We start from the raw sequence: 18,771 nt of genomic DNA, 5'->3' as shown, positions 1-18,771 counted from the left end.
CGCAAATGTTCGCTTCAATAAGAAACGCGCAAATCCGAAAAATGGGCATTGACCAATGGCAAAGATTCGTTCCAACCTGCCCCCGCTAGGGAGGAGACTGGCGTGATACCGAAGAACAGGCCCGAAACGGCCGATCTGTTCATCATCGGCGGCGGCATCAACGGATGCGGCATCGCCCGCGACGCAACGGGTCGCGGCCTGTCGGTGGTGCTTGCCGAACAGGGCGATCTGGCTCAGGCCACATCGTCAGCTTCGACCAAGCTTTTCCACGGCGGCCTGCGCTATCTGGAATATTTCGAATTTCGTCTGGTGCGCGAGGCGCTGGAGGAACGCGAAACCCTGCTTGTCGCCATGCCCCACATCTCGTGGCCCATGCGTTTCGTGCTGCCCTACCATCCCGACATGCGGTTCGAAGGCGATACGCCCACAGGTCGCCTCCTGTCGCGCCTGATGCCCTGGATGAAGGGGCGCCGCCCTGCATGGCTCATTCGGCTTGGCCTGTTCCTCTATGACACGCTCGGTGGCCGTAAGATCCTGCCTTCCACCCGCACGCTGGACTTGACAACCGATCCCGCAGGCAAACCGCTGCAATCGCGGTTCCGCCACGCCTATGAATACTCCGATTGCTGGGTTGAGGATTCCAAGCTCGTCTCCCTCAACGCCCGCGATGCGGCCCAGCGCGGCGCCACCATCCTGACGCGCACCCGCGTCATCTCGGCCAACCGCACCGGCGAGATGTGGGAGATCACCACCGACGGCCCCGATGGCCAGCAGGTCCACCACGCCCGCGCGCTGGTCAATGCAGGCGGCCCTTGGGTCGAAGACGTGATCCGCAATGTCGCGCGGATCAATTCATCCGAAGGCGTCCGTCTCGTGCGCGGGTCGCACATCGTGACCAAGAAACTCTACGACCATGACCGCTGCTATTTCTTTCAGGGCACCGATGGGCGCATCATCTTCGCCATTCCCTATGAACAGGATTTCACCCTCATCGGCACCACCGATCAGGATCACAAGGGCGCACCCAAGGATGCGGTCTGTTCCGATGCGGAACGCGATTACCTGCTGAATTTCGCCAGCCAGTATTTCGCCAAGCCCGTCACGCTGAAGGATGTCGTCTGGACATATTCCGGCGTCCGCCCGCTTTATAACGATGGCGCGAAATCGGCCACGGCGGCCACTCGCGACTATGTTCTGTCGCTGGATGGCAACGGCGCGCCGCTGCTCAATGTTTTTGGCGGCAAGATCACCACCTATCGCCGCTTGGCCGAGTCTGCTTTGGAAAAGCTGACACCCTATTTCCCGCAGGCAAAGGGGCCGTGGACCGCCCGCGTCGCCTTGCCCGGCGGAGATTTCCCACATGATGGCGTGGCCGCGCTGACCGCATCGCTCAAGGCCAACCACCCCTTCCTATCCGATTACTGGGCCGCGCGCCTGATCCGCGCCTACGGGTCTGAGGCGGCCACCCTCCTGCGCGGGGCCACCTCCGCCGCTGATCTTGGCCGCGATTTCGGCGGCACCCTGACCGAGGCCGAGGTGCGCTGGCTGATGCAGCACGAATTCGCCCGCGCCGCCGCAGATATCGTCTGGCGGCGCACAAAGCTTGGTCTGCGCATGACCAAGGAACAGATCGCCGCACTGGATGATTTCATGGCAGGCGCGGCAACCCACGGGGCCATCAGCCCCGCGGCAGAATAAGGGGGACGGATGGCGCTGGAACTGAAAGCCATCAGCCGGGTCGTAAAGGGGCAGGTTCATATCCACCCCACGACCCTGACGCTGGAAAAAGGCACCATGAACGTGCTGCTTGGCCCCACCTCATCGGGCAAGACCTCGCTGATGCGGCTTATGGCAGGCCTTGATGCGCCCAGCACCGGCACGCTGCATTGGCACGGGCAGGATGTCACCGGCCAGCGCGTGCAGGACCGCAAGGTCGCTATGGTCTATCAGCAGTTCATCAACTACCCGGCGATGAGCGTCTATGACAACATCGCCTCGCCCCTCCGCCTGATGGGCAAAACAAAGGCCGAGATTGACCGCGCGGTGATGGAAACCGCCGACATGCTCAAGCTCACCCCGATGCTGACCCGCAAACCGCTGGAACTGTCGGGCGGCCAGCAACAGCGCTGCGCCCTCGCGCGGGCACTGGTCAAAGGCGCAGGGTTGGTGCTGCTCGACGAACCCCTCGCCAACCTCGATTACAAACTGCGCGAGGAACTCCGCGCCGAAATCCCCCGCATATTTGAGGAATCCGGCGCGATCTTCGTCTATGCCACCACCGAACCCGAAGAAGCCCTGCTTCTGGGCGGCAACACCGCCACGCTCTGGGAAGGCCGCGTCACGCAATTCGGCCCCACCCCGACCGTCTACCGCCAACCCGCCGACGCCACCACCGCGCGCGTGTTCAGCGATCCGCCGATGAACTTCGTCCCCTGCGTCAAGGAAGGCCACCGCGTCAATTTCGGCGGCCACGCCAATGCCCCCGCCGACGGCCCCTTCGCCGCCCTGCCCGATGGCCGCTACACTGCCGGCTTCCGCGCCAATCATCTTCATCTGAACACCCATTCCGGGCAGGCGGTCGAATTCCGCTGCACACTGGGCGTGACGGAGATCACGGGATCGGAAACCTTCCTGCACCTGACCCATGGCTCCGACCGCTGGGTCGGCCTAGTACATGGCGTGCATGACCTGACCGCCGGACATGAGGTAAGCGTCTGGCTCGACCCCGCCCATGTCTACATCTTTGATGCCGAAGGCCGCCTCGCGGCACCTGCGGCCTATGCGGCGGCAGCCTGACCCATGGCACAGATCACCCTCAAGAACCTCGCCCACAGCTACTTTCCCAACCCGCGCGGCGAACATGACTTCGCCTTGAAGGAAATGGATCACGTCTGGCAGGACGGCGGGGCCTATGCCCTTCTGGGCTCATCCGGCTGCGGCAAGACCACGCTGCTGAACATCATCTCGGGCCTTCTGAAACCGTCTCAGGGCCGCGTGTTGTTCGGCGACCGTGACGTGACAGACTCCGAAACCGCCGAGCGCAACATCGCGCAGGTGTTCCAGTTCCCGGTCGTCTACGACACCATGACCGTGCGCGAAAACCTCGCCTTCCCGCTGCGCAACCGGGGCATGGACGCAGCCTATATCAAGGCGCGCGTCGGCCAGATCGCCACCATGATCGGGATGGAGGCGACGCTGGATCGCAAGGCCCGCGGTCTGACGGCGGATGCCAAGCAGAAGATCAGCCTTGGCCGCGGCATGGTGCGCGAAGATGTCAACGCCATCCTCTTCGACGAACCGCTCACCGTGATCGACCCGCACATGAAATGGGAGCTTCGCACCCAGCTCAAACAGCTGCACCGCGAATTCGGCCATACGATGATTTACGTCACCCATGACCAGACCGAGGCGCTCACCTTCGCCGACAAGGTGGTGGTGATGTATGACGGGCGCGTCGTGCAGATGGGCACGCCAGAAGACCTTTTTGAAACCCCCGCCCATACCTTTGTGGGCTATTTCATCGGCTCGCCGGGCATGAACCTTCTGCCCGCCGACGTCCGGGGCGACACCGCGCATCTGCAAGGCGCGGCTGTGCCGCTGGGTGCGGCCTACGGGCCAATCACGGGCCGCACCCAGATCGGCATCCGCCCTGAATATGCCGTGCTGACCGCAGGCGATGGCCTGCCCATCACCATCAAACGCGTCGAAGACGTGGGCCGCCACCGCATCATCCGCGGCGAAGTCGCGGGCAGCACCGTCAACGTGATCGCCCCCGAAGGCATGGCCGTGGGCGCAGAACTGACCCATGTCCGGTTCACACCCGACCGTATCAATGTCTATGCCGACGACTGGCGCGTCGCACCGCTCGGGGGGGCCGCCTGATGGAAAAGACCCAGAACAACAAGGCCTGGTTCCTTGTCCTGCCTGTCCTCGTCGTGGTGGCCTTCTCGGCCATCATCCCGCTGATGACGGTGGTGAACTATTCGGTCAACGATACCTTCGGCGACAACCAGTTCTTCTGGGCGGGGCTGGAGTGGTTTGAGGAAATGGTCACCTCCGACCGCCTGCATGGCGCGCTGGGGCGGCAGATCCTGTTCTCGGCCATCATTCTGGCCATCGAGGTGCCTCTGGGCATCTACATCGCCCTGAACATGCCGAAAAAAGGCTTCTGGGCCTCGGTCTGCCTTGTTCTCATGGCATTGCCGCTGCTGATCCCGTTCAACGTTGTGGGCACCATCTGGCAGATCTTTGGTCGCGTCGATATCGGCCTTCTGGGCCACTATCTGGCCGAGCTTGGCATCGACTACAACTACACCAACGATCCCATCGACGCCTGGGTAACCGTGGTGGTCATGGATGTCTGGCACTGGACCAGCTTGGTCGCGCTCCTTTGCTATGCAGGCCTGCAATCCATCCCCGAGGCCTATTATCAGGCCGCCCGCGTGGATCAGGCCAGCCGTTGGAGCGTGTTCCGCTACATCGAACTGCCCAAGATGGCGGGCGTGCTGCTGATCGCGGTCCTGCTGCGCTTCATGGACAGCTTCATGATCTATACCGAACCCTTCGTCGTCACCGGCGGTGGCCCCGGCAACGCGACCACCTTCCTGTCCATCGACCTCGTGAAGATGGCCGTGGGCCAGTTCGACCTTGGCCCCGCCGCCGCCTTCTCGATCATGTATTTCCTCGTGATCTTGCTGGTGAGCTGGGTGTTCTACACCGTGATGACCAACCTCGACAAAGAAGAGGGCAAGTAACATGCGCCTGCGCGGCTCCGCCCTGGTAATGACGCTCTACCTGCTGTTCCTGCTGATCCCGATCTATTGGCTCGTGAACATGAGCTTCAAGACCAATACCGAGATCACCTCGACCTTCACCCTGTTCCCGGCCGATTTCACGATCCAGAACTACGTGACGATCCTCACCGATCCATCCTGGTACATGGGCTATGTGAACTCGATCATCTACGTCACGATGAACGTGGTGATCTCGCTGACGGTCGCCCTGCCTGCCGCCTATGCGTTCTCGCGCTACAGCTTCATGGGCGACAAGCACCTGTTCTTCTGGCTGCTGACCAACCGCATGGCCCCGCCTGCCGTCTTCGCCCTGCCGTTCTTTCAGCTCTATTCCTCGGTCGGCCTGTTCGACACGCACATCGCCGTGGCCTTGGCGCATTGCCTTTTCAACGTCCCCCTCGCGGTCTGGATCCTTGAAGGCTTCATGCGCGGCGTGCCCAAGGAAATTGATGAAACCGCCTATATCGACGGCTACTCCTTCGGGCATTTCTTCGTGAAGATCTTCATGCCTCTCATCGCTTCAGGCATCGGCGTCGCGGCCTTCTTCTGTTTCATGTTCTCATGGGTGGAACTGTTGCTGTCGCGCACGCTGACTTCGGTCAACGCCAAACCCATCGCCGCCACCATGACCCGCACCGTATCCGCGTCTGGTATGGATTGGGGCGTGCTGGCCGCCGCAGGGGTGCTGACCATCGTGCCGGGTGCCTTGGTGATCTACTTCGTACGCAACTACATCGCCAAGGGCTTTGCCCTGGGCCGCGTGTGACGGGGGAACAACCATGACCAAAACCCGCTGGAACACGATCTACCTGACCACCTTCGCGGCGCTTGCGGCGATCTTTGCCGCCCTTCTTGCCGCCGTGCCCCGCACCGAAGACGGGATCGACTGGTTCGCCCCGCTGATTGAAGGCGGCTGGATGGCCTGGACCTTCCCCATCGCCTTGTTCTTCTATTGCATCGCCTGCCTGCTGATCCTCTTCACGCTGCTGGCGATCCGTTACCCCGAAACCCCGCGCCGCGGCATCCTGCGGATCGAAACCACGCGCGGTGACCGGCTGTTCATTTCCCTTCTCGGGTCGGCCTTCATCTGTGTGGGCTGGCTCTTCGCCTTCGGTGCGCCCCTCACGGGCGCGCTGATCTGTTGCCTGATCTACGCCGCAGCGGTCTTCCGCTGGGTGTGATCCAAGGCATGAAAGCGCCGGGGGGGATGGATGCGACCCTTCCCCCCCGGCGAAACGAAGACGACACGTCTCAACTTCTGGGAGGAAAACGAATGAGACTCAGACAAACCGCAACGGCGATGGCGCTTGCGCTCATTGCCTTCGGCTCGGCCCCGGCCTGGGCTGACATGGAGGCCGCCAAGGCCTTCCTCGATGCTGAAATCGGCGATCAATCCACCCTGTCCCGCGCCGATCAAGAGGCGGAAATGCAGTGGTTCATCGACGCCGCTGCCCCCTTCGCGGGCATGGACATCAAGGTGGTGTCGGAAACCATCACCACCCACGAATACGAAGCCAAGGTCCTTGCTCCGGCCTTCACCGCCATCACCGGCATCAAGGTCACCCATGACCTGATCGGCGAAGGCGACGTGGTGGAAAAGCTGCAGACGCAGATGCAGTCGGGCGAGAACATCTATGACGCCTACATCAACGACTCTGACCTGATCGGCACCCACTGGCGCTATCAGCAGGCCCGCAACCTGACCGACTGGATGGCAGGCGAAGGCGCAGCGGTCACCAACCCGAACCTCGATCTGGCCGATTTCATCGGTACCAAGTTCACGACCGCCCCGGACGGCAAGCTCTATCAGCTGCCCGACCAGCAGTTCGCGAACCTCTACTGGTTCCGCTATGACTGGTTCAACGATCAGAAAACCAAGGACGACTTTAAGGCCAAGTACGGCTATGACTTGGGCGTTCCGCTGAACTGGTCCGCATACGAGGACATCGCCGAATTCTTCACCGGCCGCGACATGTCCTATGCGGGTGGCCCGGCAACCGGCGTCTTTGGCAACATGGACTACGGCAAAAAGGACCCGTCCCTCGGCTGGCGCTACACCGATGCGTGGATGTCCATGGCCGGCATGGGCGATGTGGGTGAACCCAACGGCCTTCCGGTCGATGAATGGGGCATCCGCGTGAACGAAAACTCGCAGCCTGTCGGCTCCTGCGTTGCGCGTGGCGGTGCCACCAACGACGCCGCCGCCGTCTATGCCGTGACCAAGGCCATCGACTGGCTCCAGCGGTTCACCCCGCCGGAAGCGCAAGGGATGACCTTCGGCGAAGCCGGTCCGGTTCCTGCCCAGGGCTCTATCGCCCAGCAGATGTTCTGGTACACCGCCTTCACCGCCGACATGGTCAAGCCGGGCCTGCCCGTCATGAACGAGGATGGCACGCCCAAGTGGCGCATGGCCCCCTCGCCGCACGGCGCCTACTGGCAGGACGGCATGAAGGTTGGCTATCAGGACGTGGGTTCGTGGACCCTGATGCAATCGACCCCGGTCGATCGCGCTCAGGCCGCATGGCTCTATGCCCAGTTCGTCACCTCGAAAACCGTGGACGTGAAGAAGTCGCATGTCGGCCTGACCTTCGCGCGTGAATCGACCATCCAGCACCAGTCCTTCACGGATCGTGCGCCGCAGCTTGGCGGTCTGGTCGAATTCTACCGCAGCCCGGCCCGCGTGCAGTGGTCGCCCACCGGCACCAACGTTCCTGACTATCCGAAGCTGGCCCAGCTGTGGTGGCAGAACATCGGCGACGCCATGTCGGGGGCCAAAACCCCGCAAGAGGCGCTCGATGCCCTGTGCGAAGAGCAGGAAAAGGTGCTGGAACGTCTGGAACGCGCAGGCGTGCAGGGTGACATCGGCCCGAAGATGAACGAACCGCAGGATCCGCAGGTCTGGATCGACGAACCCGGTTCGCCCGTCGGCCCGCTGGAGAACGAAAAGCCCCAGGGCGAAACGATCTCCTATGACGAACTGATCAAGTCCTGGCAGCAGGGCTGATCTGACGGGCGGGGCGAAAGCCCCGCCCGCTTCTGCCTGCAAGGCGGATGACACATCAAACTCGGCCTCGGGTGGGTGTCGTCCGGCCATCCCGACTGGCCAGATCTCCGGGTGATGCACCTATCGAGAACAAGGGACCAATGCGGTGATGCCACGATTGTATCATTCCACGCACGATGCCGTGACAACCGTAACGGTGCGGCTGTCGCAGGAGTAACGGCCTGACGTAACTCCAGAGGACGGAACCCACCATGTCGATCGCATCTTCCACATCCCCCCGCTCGGGCACATTGCCAGCCATCAACGCCCAAACACTCGGCCTTCTCTTCGTCGCGGGCTTTTTTGCCAGCAACGCCTTCGATCTTTGGGGGCAACTGATCAGCCCCGCCTTGGGCTTCGCTACCCTTTCGCCCCATGGCCTAGCCAAAAGCCTGCTCGGCGCACTTGGCCTGCCCAACAGCGATTTTGCGGGCTATTTCATGCACTTCTATCTCGTCGGGCTGATCGGCTATCCGGTCGGCTGGCTGTTCATCTTTGCGCCCATCTGGCGCAAGGTGATTGGCCAATCGCATTGGCTCCTGCCCTCGACGATCTACGGCTTCGGCCTGTGGGTCTTTGCCATCGGCGGGATCACGGCCATCGCCGGACTGCCCTTCTTCCTCAACTTCACCGGTATCACCTGGGTCGCCCTTGTCGGCCACATGCTCTACGGCATCGTCCTTGTCGCCGTAATGCAGATGATCCAGAAAGACTGACCCCTTCTCCCGGCGCGCCGCCATCACGGCGCGCCGGGCACCAACGCCGCCGCAAGGCGCATCGCACCAACCAGAATCCCGCGCAGGGACAGCACAGCCAAGGGAGGCCCCGCATGACCCATATCCTCGCCATTGATCAGGGCACCACCTCTTCGCGCGCGATCATCTTCGACGCATCCCTTGCCGTTAAGGCCGTCGCACAAGAGGAATTCCCCCAGCACTACCCCGCCTCCGGCTGGGTGGAACATGACCCGTCCGATCTGTGGTCCACTGTCGCCGGCACCGCCCGCGCCGTGATCGAAAAGGCAGGCATCAGCACCACCGACATCGCCGCAATCGGCATCACCAATCAGCGCGAAACCACCCTCATCTGGGACCGCGCCACCGGCGAGCCGATCCACCGCGCCATTGTCTGGCAGGATCGCCGCACCGCCGACACCTGCACCGCGCTAAAAGACGCGGGACATGAACCGATGATCACCGCCCGCACGGGCCTGCTCCTTGATCCCTATTTCTCCGGGACAAAGATCAAATGGCTGCTTGACCACGTCCCCGGCGCCCGCGCCCGCGCGGCCAAGGGCGAGCTTGCCTTCGGCACTGTCGATACCTTCCTCATCTGGAAACTCACAGGCGGCAAGGTCCACGCCACCGACGCCACAAACGCCGCCCGCACACTCATTTACAACATCGCCAAGGGCGAATGGGACGCCGACATCTGCGCCCTTCTGGACATCCCCATGTCCCTCCTGCCCGATGTTCGCGACTGCGCCGCCGATTACGGAACCACGCGCGCCGATCTGTTCGGTCGCGAAATCCCGATCCTTGGCGTCGCCGGTGACCAGCAGGCCGCCACCGTGGGCCAGGCCTGTTTCGCGCCGGGAATGATGAAATCCACCTACGGCACCGGCTGTTTTGCGCTTCTGAACACCGGCGCTGACATGGTGCCGTCAAAGAACCGCCTGCTCACCACCATCGCCTACCGGCTGGATGGCAAGACGACCTACGCCCTCGAAGGCTCCATCTTCATCGCAGGCGCGGTCGTCCAATGGCTCCGCGATGGGCTCAAGATCATCCGTGAGGCAAAGGAAACCCAGCCCCTCGCCGATGCCGCCGACCCGACACAGGACGTGATCCTCGTCCCTGCCTTCACCGGCCTCGGCGCACCCTACTGGCGCCCCGATTGTCGCGGCGCGGTCTATGGCCTGACCCGCAATTCCGGCCCCGCCGAACTCGCAAAGGCCGCACTGGAAAGCGTCGGCTACCAGACCCGCGACCTTCTTGAGGCAATGCGCTCTGACTGGGGCGCCGCCGCCGATGGCGTCTTGCGCGTCGATGGCGGCATGACGGCCAGCGATTGGGCCATGCAATTCCTCTCCGACATCCTCGGCGCGCCGGTCGATCGCCCTGTCGTCACTGAAACCACCGCGCTGGGTGCCGCCTATCTCGCCGGCCTCAAGGCGGGCCTCTGCCCAGCCCCTGCCGAATTCCAAAAGACATGGGCGCTGGAACGCCGCTTCACCCCCGCGATGGACGCCGCCACCCGGGATGCCAAATACACGCGCTGGGGCCGTGCCGTCGCCGCCACCATGACAGTGTGACACCTGCCTGCCGGGGGCCACATGGCCCCCGATCCCTTGATCACCGGACCAAAGCCATGCCCCGCGCCGTGCTTTCCATCTGATCCCCCTTCTCCCTTCCCCATCCAAGGGGGAAGGGTCGGGGCGGGGGTCGCCTTCTTGCCAGAAACGGACCCGCCATGCCCCCCTTTGCCATCGCCATGCCGCAACGCATCCTCTTCGGCCGGGGCGAGGCCAGCAAGGCCCCCGCCCTCATCCGCGCCTTCGGTCCGCGCGGCCTGATCGTGCATGGCGCAAGCCCCGCCCGCGCGCAATGGCTGATCGAAGGCCTGCACGCTGCCGGGGCCGAAACCATGGCCATCGTCTGCGACCGCGAACCCACGCTGATGATGCTGGAAACTGCCATGGCCACGGCCCGCCGCTTTCGCCCCGACTGGGTCACCTCCATCGGCGGCGGCGCAGCGCTCGACCTCGGCAAAGCGCTGGCCGCGCTGATCCCCGCCCCGGGCGGCGCGATGGACCATCTTGAGGTGGTGGGCAAAGCCCTGCCCCTTTCCGTACCACCGCTGCCCTTCATCGCCCTGCCCACGACATCCGGCACGGGGGCCGAGGCGACCAAGAACGCCGTCATCGGCCTGCCAGATCATGGCCGCAAAGTCTCGCTCCGCGAAGACCGGATGCTCGCCCGCCTCGCCATCATCGACCCGGCGCTCACCGACCACACCCCCCGCGCCACGACCCTCGCCTCCGGCCTCGACGCGATCACTCAGGTGATCGAACCCTACGTCTCGTCCAAGGCCACGCCCTTCACCGACGCCCTCACCGCCCCCGCCATCCCGCAAGGCCTCACCGCCCTCAAGCGCCTGATGGAAGCCGAAGACGCTCAGGCCCGCGATGCCCTCGCCTATGTCTCCCTCACCGGCGGTATCGCGCTTGCCAATTCTGGCCTCGGGGCAGTCCATGGCCTCGCAGGCGTCATCGGCGGTGTCGCCCCCGCCCCGCATGGCGCGATCTGCGGCGCACTTCTTGCCCCCATCCTCCGCCTCAACCGCACCCATGCTGTGGGCGAGGTTGCGCACCGCCTCGACACCGTCTTCGCCCATATCGCAGCCACTTATGGCGGTCGCCCCGAGGACGCCCCCGAAACCCTCGCCGCCTGGGCGCGCGCAACCGGCCTGCCGGGCCTCACCGCCCAAGGTCTTCCCCCCGCCCTACACCGGCAAACAGCCGAAGCCGCCCTCTCCTCCTCGTCGATGAAAGGCAACCCCGTCAAATTGACGGTCAATGAACTCATCGATGCGTTGAACGCTGCGGCTGGCGCCTAGCCCTGAAATCCGACAGGCGGCCCCTGCATGCGATTTCGTTGGCCGCGATGCGGCCCAGGCGGGTTAGCAGGGCGATACGCCGGCAAGGCCCTTGTGTCGCCAAAAGCCTCCCTCTCCTTGCGACGATCCGGGCGAGGTCCGGAAATGCGAAAGGGCGCAGCAAGCTGCGCCCTCCCGCGAATGTTCTGTGCTCACTTGCCCCAGATCGCAGCATAGGCCTCGCGATAGCCATTGTCGGGATCAAAGGTATTGCCTTCCGTATTGGCCAGACCCTCTTCCGTCACCAGCGCAGGTGCGGTGATATAGCCGGAGCAGGCCTCACCCGAAATGGCGCGGTTCAACTCGTCCACCAACTGCCAACCCTGCAAGTTCAAGGGTTCTGCCACCGTCACGGCCTGATACTGGCCCGAACGGATGCGCTGGAAGGCGGCTTCCGACCCGTCACCGGCAGACCCCGCCTTCGGCGAGCCCTTGCCGTCGATCCCGGCAGCCGCAAGCGACGGTCCCATGAAATCGAAATACAGATCGTTGATCGCCAGCGAATGTGTCCATGCCGCGCCATGCTGCTGCAAAAGCGTGGTGGTCAGCGGGCCCATCCGGGCCGAGGTTTCAGCGATGGGCGTATCCACCCATTGCAGCACCGTGCCGCCACCTGCTTCGATCACTTCCTTCAGCTTCGCCGCCTTCAGGATGGCAATGGTATAGGTGCTGTCGGTAAAGATCACGACGCCGGGCTTGCCGCCACCGTCTTGCAGGGCCCATTCGGCAGCCTTGACCGACACATCCATCGCATCGGTGGACACGTTGGCAAAGATCCCGCCGGGCGCATCACACCCGATCTTCGGCCCGGAATGCCATGACACCATCGGGATACCCGCCGCCACCACGCCTTCGAGTGCGGCCTGCTGCTCGGCCGCGTCAAAGCCGTTGATCACGATCCCATCCGGGCCAAGCGCCAGCGCCTGCCCGACGGCGGCCGACCGGCTTTGAACGGAACCTGCGCCGTCCAGAACCTTGACCTCCCAGCCGATCTTCGCTGCGGCCTCTTCGATGCCGGTGGTGACGCCAAGGATGCCACCGTTCTTCATGTCTCCGGCAAGAACGACAATCGTCTTGCCCTCTGCCGCCTTGGGGCCGGTGGTCGGCCCGTCAAAAGCCTCTTGCGCAAAGGCGGTCAAACCTGTGGCCGCCAGAATGGTGCCCGCAAGCAATCCGCTCATAAGGGTTCTCTTCAGCATTTTGATCCTCCCGATTTATTGCTGATCATTTCGATTTTGCCCCCTTCTTCCGTTGCGCATACCCGGCAATGCCGATCGCAATCAGAAGCGTGGTTCCGTTGAACAAGGGTTCGACCCAGAAACTTCCGCCGAACTGCTGGATGCCGGAAATGCCAACCGCCAGGATCATCACACCAACGATGGTTCCCCAGACGTTGACGCGACCCGGCTTGATGGTGGTCGATCCAAGAAAGGCCCCGACAAGCGCAGGCAGCAGGAACTCCAACCCCACCGACGCCTGCCCGATCCGCAGCTTTGACGCGAGCAATACCCCCGCCAGCGCAGTGAGCGCGCCAGAGGTGACAAAGGCGCCAATCACGAATTTCCGTGTCGGAATGCCGTTCAGCTCGGCCGCGCGCTGGTTCGCCCCGATGGCATAAAGGTAGCGCCCCGTCGGCGTGTATTCGAGGATGATCCAAAGCGTGACGGTGATCACCAGCACATAGAACGCCGTGATCGGCAGGCCAAAAACAAAGGTGCCGTTGATGGCATAGAACGCGTCCGGCAATGCGCCAACCATCTGCCGCCCACCCGTGTGCCACAGAGCCAGCGCATAAAGAACCGTCCCGGTGCCAAGCGTGGCGATAAAGCTGTCGATCCGCGCCACTTCAACCAGAAGGCCGTTCAGCGCGCCCGTAATCACGCCCAGCACCAGCACGATCCCAACAGCGAACGGCCAAGGCAGGCCATACATCGTCTGCAGGCTGATCGCCAGAATGTGCCAAAGCACGATCCCATAGCCCACCGTCAGGTCAATCCGCCCTGCCACCATCGGGATCATCGCCGCCAGCGCCAGCAGCGCAATGATCGCCTTGTCGCTCAAAATCGACCGCAGGTTCAGCAGCGTCGGAAATGTCGTCGGCAAAAGCACCGAAAACAGCAGGATCAGACCCAGCATCAGGATCACAAGCCCATAGGTTGGCGCCAGCCGCAGCGCCTTGCGCAGGGGCGAAAGGCCGCGAAGTTCGTCCTTGGTCGGCTCGACAGCGTTGGAATCTATTCCGGGCATGTGATGTCCTCAGGCGGCTTCACTGGCCGATGCGGCCTGGATCAGCGATTCAGTGGAAAGTTCGACACCGCTCAGTTCGGCAACGGGCAAGCCCCGGCTGAACACGATGGCACGGTGACAGATGGCGGCGATTTCCTCGAAATCGGTCGATACGACAAGAACGCCCATACCGCTGGCAAGGGCTTCGTACAGCAGATGGTAGATCTCGGCCTTGGCCCCCACATCCACGCCTGCTGTCGGATCCTCGGTAATCAGCAACCGGCGGCCCGAGTCGAGCCAGCGCCCGACCACCACCTTCTGCTGGTTCCCGCCAGACAGCGCCTCGATCGCAAGGGTCGGGTCGTTTGGCGAAAGTCCCACCCGGCGACCGATGGCTTCGGCAATGGCCTCTTCGCGGCGCGGCGACATGAGCGATAGCAGCCCCCGTCCGGTCGCCGACGGGTTCAGAAAGGCATTCTCTCGGATGGCAAGGCCAAGGGCCACGCTTTCCCCGATCCGGTCCCGCGCGACCAGCCCGACACCGGACCGCATGGCCGTTTGCGCGCTGCGCAGGTCGGGGGCTTTTCCGTCAAGCGCGATCCGTCCGGCATGGGGGATCACCCCGAACAGCGCCCGGCCAATATCTTCATGCCCCGCGCCCCGCAGGCCTGCCAGACCCAGCAGTTCACCCCGCCGGATGTCAAAGCTGACCGGGCCAACCGCCGGTGTAGCAAGCTCCTCGACCTTCAGGATCGACGGGCCATCCTGCACGGCGGGCCGGGCGATTTCCCGCGCCTTGCGACCCACGATCAGGCTGACCAGCTCTGCCGGTGTGGTGTGTTCGATGGGGCGCATCCCCACCATCTGCCCGTCACGCAGCACCGCCACTCGGTCGGCAATGCGAAAAATCTCGTCCAGCCGGTGGCTGACATAAATCATCCCGACGCCCCGCGCCTTCAACGGGCGCAGCGCCGCAAACAGCCGCTCCACCTCATCGGCAGGCAGGCTGGCGGTGGGTTCGTCCAGCACCAGAAAATCGCTGCTGGCAGCCAGCGCGCGCGCAATGGCGACCAGCGATTTCTGGGTGCGCGTCAGGCTCGACACACGGGCCGTGGCGGGAAACTCCGCCTCGACCAGTGCAAGCGCCGCATCTGCGGCGGCTTCGGTTGCGGCCCAGTCAATCCGGCGGCCAAAACCGCCACTCTTGCGCACATAGCCAAGCGCAAGCGCGATGTTTTCCGCCACGCTCATCCATTCGATCAAGCCAAGGTCCTGATGGATGAAGGCCACCTTCTGCCCACCGGCCTTGCCCGCCTCATGTGCATAGGGAACACCGTCGATCTGCACGGCGCCTTCGTCTGGCCGGTGGATGCCACCCAGAACCTTGATCAGCGTGGATTTGCCAGCTCCGTTCTCACCCAGAAGCGCCACGATCTCCCCACGGCCGACCGTCAGCGACACCCCGCGGAGCGCTTGCGTGCCGCCAAAGGACTTGACGATACGGTCAAAGAAAAGGCCGTCAGAAGACGGGTGCATGGCGGTTCCTCCCTGGTCGAGACCGAACATAGCCTGATCTTGCGCCAGGTTTACCGGTAACGTATCAACAGATGACCGCAGGGCCCGCCTGCTGTCAAGCAAAAAAGTTATCGATACCATTGCCGCCTGAACGTCCCGATACGAACGACAAGGACCCGCCGTGAAAGCCAATCTGGAAGACATCGCCCGCGCTGCCGGAGTGTCGAAGATGACCGTCAGCCGGGTGCTGCGCGGTGGAACCGGCTTTTCCAACGATACGCGCGACAGGGTCGTGAAAGTTGCCGAAACCATGGGCTATGTCCCCAACCGGCTTGCCGCTGCCTTCGGGTCGGATCAAGCCAGCACGTTGGTCGGCATGTGCGTCCCAAGGCTCACCTCGGGTCTGTTCGGGCATGTACTGGACGGCGTTGATCGGGCCCTGTCCCGTTTGGGCTATCAACTGATGATCGGTGCCAACAGCCATTCCACCGATGAGGAAGAAGCCTGGGTCCGTCAGGTGATCAGCTGGCGTCCTGCCGGGCTCATTCTCTCTGGGCGCACCCATACGCAGGGAACGGTGGACCTGCTCCGTCAGGCCGCATCCCCCGTGGTCGAGATCTGGGATCTGACAACCAGCCCCATCGACATGTCGGTCGGCTTTTCACATTTCGACTGCGGGGCCGAAATGGGGCGCTTCCTGATCGGGCGCGGGCGGCGACGGGCGGGCTATGTCGGTGCTCTGGCGCGGGCCGATGTCATGGGCGCGGCCCGGATGGATGGGTTCAGGACCACCCTCGCCCGCGCCGGCCATCCGATCATTGCCAGCGAGGTTCTGCACGATGCGCCCGGCTTCTACGCCGGATACTACGGGCTTGAAACGCTGCTCAGCCGCGAATCCGGTCTGGATGTCGTCTACTTTCACAATGACGAAATGGCGATTGGCGGACTGGCCTATGCCCAGTCGCGGGGCCTACGCGTGCCCGAAGACATCGGCATCGCCGGTTGGGGCGGGATGGAGGCAGCCTCGATCCTGCCGCGCCGGTTGACCACCACCGTTGTTCCGACCACCGCCATCGGCAAGGCCGCAGCCGAGGCTCTGGTCGCCCGCCTGAAGGGCGAGCAGGGGCAGGACGTGACGGTGGTGCCCACGCGGCTGGTGCCGGGCGAAACCGGCTAGATCAGCCGCGCCAGTCCATCACCCCTCGGCCCATGGCCCATGCGGGCGATCAACACCATCCAGCCGCTTGAACCCGTGCAGCCCAAAGAAATCGCGCTGCGCCTGGATCATGTTCGCGGTGCCCCGCGCCGTCCGCATCATGTCAAACCACGCAAGACCAGATGACAGGGCCGGGCAAGGCAAGCCCTGCTCCGCGCCTATGGCCACCACCCGCCGCAATCCGGGAAGCGCCCGGCGCAAATGATCGGCAAAAAACGGCGCCAGCATCAGGTTGCGCACCGGATCTTCGGCCAGCGCATGCGCCATGTCGTTCAGCATGGCCGACCGGATGATGCAGCCCGCTCGCCAGACCCTTGCAATGGCCGGCATATCCAACGCCCAATCAAAATCCGCCGCCGCTGCCGTCATCATGGCAAAGCCCTGCGCATAGCACAGGATCTTCCCCGCAATCAGCGCCTGTTCCAGATCCTCCGTCGATAGCCCTTCAACGCGGGCCGGGGCCGGACCGAACACCGCCTCGCCCGCCGCGCGCTCCGCCAGCAAGGCCGACACGTTGCGCGCCATCACCGCCGCCTCGATCACCGGGATCGGGGACCCAAGGTTCTGCGCCTCGATCACGGTCCAGCGGCCAGTGCCCTTCTGCCCGGCCGCATCCAAGATAACGTCCAGCAACGCCCCGCCTGAAATCGGATCCACCGCTTGCGCGACAGTGGCGGAAATCTCGATCAGATAAGACCGCAGGGTACCGGCGTTCCAGCCCGCAAAGGTGGCGCCAATCGCATCGGCCTGCAGCCCCAGCCCGTCGCGCATCATGCCATAGGTTTCGGCGATCATCTGCATGTCGGCATATTCAATGCCGTTGTGAATCGCCTTGACGAAATGCCCCGCCCCATCAGGCCCCATATGATCGGCACAGGGGGTGCCGTCCTCGGCCCGCGCGGCAATGGCCTGCAAGACAGGCGCCATACGCGCCCAATCTTCTGCCATGCCACCCGCCATGATCGCGGGGCCGTGGCGCGCACCCTCTTCGCCACCGGAAACACCGATGCCCATGAACCGGAACGGCAACCGGGCGGCATTGCGACGGTTGGTGTCATGAAAATTGGCATTGCCCGCATCAATCACCAGATCATCGGGGCCAAGCAATCCGCTCAGCGCCGCAAGTTGGTCATCCACCGGCTGCCCTGCCGGAACCATCAGGATGATGGCGCGTGGCGGGCGGATCGCCGCCACCAGATCCGCCAGCGTCACTGTCGGCGTGATCCGATCCGACAACACCCCGGCCGCGGCGTGGAAATCCTGCGCCACCTGCGTCGTGCGGTTCCACACCGCGATCGGGAACCCTTTTTCCGCGATGTTCAACGCAAGCGCCGCGCCCATCGTGCCAAGCCCGATCAACCCGATCTGCGCTTCCGGCTGCCCCTTCGTCACGGCCATTGCACACCCTTCCTGTTCAGGATCACCGAATAGACGCTGGTGGTCGCGGTGATGAATAAACGATGCTTGGCCCGCCCGCCAAAGCAGATGTTCGACACCAGTTCCGGCACCAGTATCTTGCCCAAAAGGCGGCCGTCCGGTGCAATGCAATGCACGCCGTCCGCAGCTGATGACCACAGGTTGCCGTCACTGTCACAGCGGATGCCATCCGCGCAGCCGGGGCTGATCGTGTGGAAAATCCGCCCGTTGACCGGCTGTCCCTCCACCATATCGTAAACCCGGATGTGCTGCGGGTCGGCGCTGAACATCCGCCCCGTGTCCGCAACGTAAAGCCGCGTTTCGTCAGGGCTGAAAGCCAGACCGTTCGGACAGGCCATATCGGTCACCATCGCCTCGATCTTGCCCGCAGCCCCAACCCGATAGACATGACAGGGCAGTTCCTGATCGGATCGAAATCCTTCGTAATCCGTCATGATCCCGTAATGCGGGTCGGTGAACCAAACTCCGCCATCCCGCGCGACGATCACATCATTCGGGCTGTTCAGCGACTTGCCCTCATAGCCCTCTGCGATCACGGTCACCGTCCCGTCCCACTCTGTCCGTGTGACGCATCGGGTGCCGTGCTCGCAACTGATCAGCCGCCCCTCGCGATCGCGCGTATGGCCGTTGGCAAAGTTGGATGGCTGGCGGAAGGTGGTCACCCCCTCTTCCGTCCAGCGCAGGATGCGGTTGTTCGGAATGTCTGAAAACAACAGTGCTTGCTGGTCGCCCATCCAGACCGGCCCCTCGACCCAGTCAAACCCGGTCGCAAGCCGTTTCACCGGCGCATTGCCCAACACATAGGCCCCGAATACCGGGTCATGGATTTCGAAGAATGACATGACAAAGGCCCCCCTTTTCGCTAATTGTTATCGTTACCAAAG

16 protein-coding genes are annotated in these 18,771 nt (G+C 63.5%); 11 read left to right on the top strand and 5 right to left on the bottom strand.

Going from position 1 to position 18,771, the window contains the following annotated elements; genetic code table 11:
- Window positions 1–102 precede the first annotated feature (102 nt).
- The 10 genes from glpD to RSE12_06305 all read left to right on the top strand — a co-directional run bounded on the left by glpD (window position 103) and on the right by RSE12_06305 (window position 11,454).
- Entirely contained in the window at window positions 103–1,698 is a 1,596-nt protein-coding gene (gene glpD, locus RSE12_06350) for a glycerol-3-phosphate dehydrogenase (protein ID WRH63951.1), read from the top strand.
- Between the two features lie 9 nt (window positions 1,699–1,707).
- On the top strand, window positions 1,708–2,796 hold the full coding sequence (locus tag RSE12_06345; protein WRH63950.1) for an ABC transporter ATP-binding protein: 1,089 nt from the start codon (window positions 1,708–1,710) through the stop codon (window positions 2,794–2,796).
- A 3-nt stretch (window positions 2,797–2,799) separates the two neighbouring features.
- Window positions 2,800–3,882: an ABC transporter ATP-binding protein gene (locus RSE12_06340; protein ID WRH63949.1), complete on the top strand. Its 1,083-nt coding sequence runs from the start codon at window positions 2,800–2,802 to the stop codon at window positions 3,880–3,882.
- Window positions 3,882–4,754 carry a sugar ABC transporter permease gene (locus tag RSE12_06335; GenBank protein WRH63948.1) on the top strand — a complete coding sequence of 291 codons (873 nt, stop codon included), beginning with the start codon at window positions 3,882–3,884 and terminating at the stop codon, window positions 4,752–4,754. Before RSE12_06340 ends, RSE12_06335 begins: the two co-directional genes overlap by 1 nt.
- Window position 4,755: 1 nt before the next feature.
- A complete protein-coding gene (locus tag RSE12_06330) occupies window positions 4,756–5,559 on the top strand; it encodes a carbohydrate ABC transporter permease (protein WRH63947.1) in 804 nt (267 codons plus the stop codon).
- 13 nt (window positions 5,560–5,572) lie between these two features.
- Window positions 5,573–5,974 (top strand): DUF2160 domain-containing protein, encoded by a 402-nt coding sequence (locus RSE12_06325; protein ID WRH63946.1) that lies wholly within the window; start codon window positions 5,573–5,575, stop codon window positions 5,972–5,974.
- A gap of 92 nt (window positions 5,975–6,066) precedes the next feature.
- Window positions 6,067–7,797 carry an ABC transporter substrate-binding protein gene (locus RSE12_06320; protein WRH63945.1) on the top strand — a complete coding sequence of 577 codons (1,731 nt, stop codon included), beginning with the start codon at window positions 6,067–6,069 and terminating at the stop codon, window positions 7,795–7,797.
- Window positions 7,798–8,048: 251 nt separating this feature from the next.
- Complete coding sequence (locus RSE12_06315; GenBank protein WRH63944.1) at window positions 8,049–8,552, top strand: hypothetical protein; 504 nt, start codon at window positions 8,049–8,051, stop codon at window positions 8,550–8,552.
- A gap of 113 nt (window positions 8,553–8,665) precedes the next feature.
- Window positions 8,666–10,150 carry a glycerol kinase GlpK gene (gene glpK, locus RSE12_06310; GenBank protein ID WRH63943.1) on the top strand — a complete coding sequence of 495 codons (1,485 nt, stop codon included), beginning with the start codon at window positions 8,666–8,668 and terminating at the stop codon, window positions 10,148–10,150.
- A 158-nt stretch (window positions 10,151–10,308) separates the two neighbouring features.
- Window positions 10,309–11,454: an iron-containing alcohol dehydrogenase gene (locus tag RSE12_06305; GenBank protein ID WRH63942.1), complete on the top strand. Its 1,146-nt coding sequence runs from the start codon at window positions 10,309–10,311 to the stop codon at window positions 11,452–11,454.
- Window positions 11,455–11,645: 191 nt separating this feature from the next.
- On the opposite strand, the gene RSE12_06300 is transcribed toward RSE12_06305, so the two are convergent.
- Genes RSE12_06300 through RSE12_06290 form a run of 3 tightly spaced genes read right to left on the bottom strand, consistent with a single transcriptional unit; the run spans window position 11,646 to window position 15,255 of the window.
- A complete protein-coding gene (locus RSE12_06300) occupies window positions 11,646–12,674 on the bottom strand; it encodes a substrate-binding domain-containing protein (GenBank protein ID WRH63941.1) in 1,029 nt (342 codons plus the stop codon).
- A gap of 43 nt (window positions 12,675–12,717) precedes the next feature.
- Window positions 12,718–13,740 carry an ABC transporter permease gene (locus tag RSE12_06295; protein WRH63940.1) on the bottom strand — a complete coding sequence of 341 codons (1,023 nt, stop codon included), beginning with the start codon at window positions 13,738–13,740 and terminating at the stop codon, window positions 12,718–12,720.
- 9 nt (window positions 13,741–13,749) lie between these two features.
- The gene (locus RSE12_06290; GenBank protein ID WRH63939.1) at window positions 13,750–15,255 is read right to left on the bottom strand and encodes a sugar ABC transporter ATP-binding protein; all 1,506 of its coding nucleotides are present in this window, start codon (window positions 15,253–15,255) and stop codon (window positions 13,750–13,752) included.
- Window positions 15,256–15,415: 160 nt separating this feature from the next.
- Between RSE12_06290 and RSE12_06285 the strand changes: the two genes are divergently transcribed.
- A complete protein-coding gene (locus RSE12_06285; protein WRH63938.1) occupies window positions 15,416–16,411 on the top strand; it encodes a LacI family DNA-binding transcriptional regulator in 996 nt (331 codons plus the stop codon).
- A gap of 18 nt (window positions 16,412–16,429) precedes the next feature.
- Here the strand turns inward: RSE12_06285 and gndA are convergent, their stop codons facing one another.
- Together gndA and RSE12_06275 are read right to left on the bottom strand one after the other, a co-directional pair.
- Window positions 16,430–17,848 (bottom strand): NADP-dependent phosphogluconate dehydrogenase, encoded by a 1,419-nt coding sequence (gene gndA / locus RSE12_06280; protein ID WRH63937.1) that lies wholly within the window; start codon window positions 17,846–17,848, stop codon window positions 16,430–16,432.
- Entirely contained in the window at window positions 17,839–18,729 is an 891-nt protein-coding gene (locus tag RSE12_06275) for an SMP-30/gluconolactonase/LRE family protein (protein ID WRH63936.1), read from the bottom strand. The genes gndA and RSE12_06275 overlap by 10 nt, the downstream gene beginning before the upstream one ends.
- Between the last annotated feature and the right edge of the window lie 42 nt (window positions 18,730–18,771).

Origin of the sequence: Fuscovulum sp. (assembly GCA_035192965.1) — a bacterium.
GTDB lineage: Bacteria > Pseudomonadota > Alphaproteobacteria > Rhodobacterales > Rhodobacteraceae > Paragemmobacter.
The sequence above is the reverse complement of the archived record's forward strand: the minus strand, read 5'-3'. Positions and strand labels throughout refer to the sequence as shown.

Bases quoted from the DNA above. Each gene is read 5' to 3' on its own strand.
- RSE12_06345 (WRH63950.1), top strand. From the start codon at position 1,708: ATGGCGCTGGAACTGAAAGCCATCAGCCGGGTCGTAAAGGGGCAGGTT.
- RSE12_06340 (WRH63949.1), top strand. From the start codon at position 2,800: ATGGCACAGATCACCCTCAAGAACCTCGCCCACAGCTACTTTCCCAAC.
- RSE12_06335 (WRH63948.1), top strand. From the start codon at position 3,882: ATGGAAAAGACCCAGAACAACAAGGCCTGGTTCCTTGTCCTGCCTGTC.
- RSE12_06330 (WRH63947.1), top strand. From the start codon at position 4,756: ATGCGCCTGCGCGGCTCCGCCCTGGTAATGACGCTCTACCTGCTGTTC.
- RSE12_06325 (WRH63946.1), top strand. From the start codon at position 5,573: ATGACCAAAACCCGCTGGAACACGATCTACCTGACCACCTTCGCGGCG.
- RSE12_06320 (WRH63945.1), top strand. From the start codon at position 6,067: ATGAGACTCAGACAAACCGCAACGGCGATGGCGCTTGCGCTCATTGCC.
- RSE12_06315 (WRH63944.1), top strand. From the start codon at position 8,049: ATGTCGATCGCATCTTCCACATCCCCCCGCTCGGGCACATTGCCAGCC.
- glpK (WRH63943.1), top strand. From the start codon at position 8,666: ATGACCCATATCCTCGCCATTGATCAGGGCACCACCTCTTCGCGCGCG.
- RSE12_06305 (WRH63942.1), top strand. From the start codon at position 10,309: ATGCCCCCCTTTGCCATCGCCATGCCGCAACGCATCCTCTTCGGCCGG.
- RSE12_06300 (WRH63941.1), bottom strand. From the start codon at position 12,674: ATGAGCGGATTGCTTGCGGGCACCATTCTGGCGGCCACAGGTTTGACC.
- RSE12_06295 (WRH63940.1), bottom strand. From the start codon at position 13,740: ATGCCCGGAATAGATTCCAACGCTGTCGAGCCGACCAAGGACGAACTT.
- RSE12_06290 (WRH63939.1), bottom strand. From the start codon at position 15,255: ATGCACCCGTCTTCTGACGGCCTTTTCTTTGACCGTATCGTCAAGTCC.
- gndA (WRH63937.1), bottom strand. From the start codon at position 17,848: ATGGCCGTGACGAAGGGGCAGCCGGAAGCGCAGATCGGGTTGATCGGG.
- RSE12_06275 (WRH63936.1), bottom strand. From the start codon at position 18,729: ATGTCATTCTTCGAAATCCATGACCCGGTATTCGGGGCCTATGTGTTG.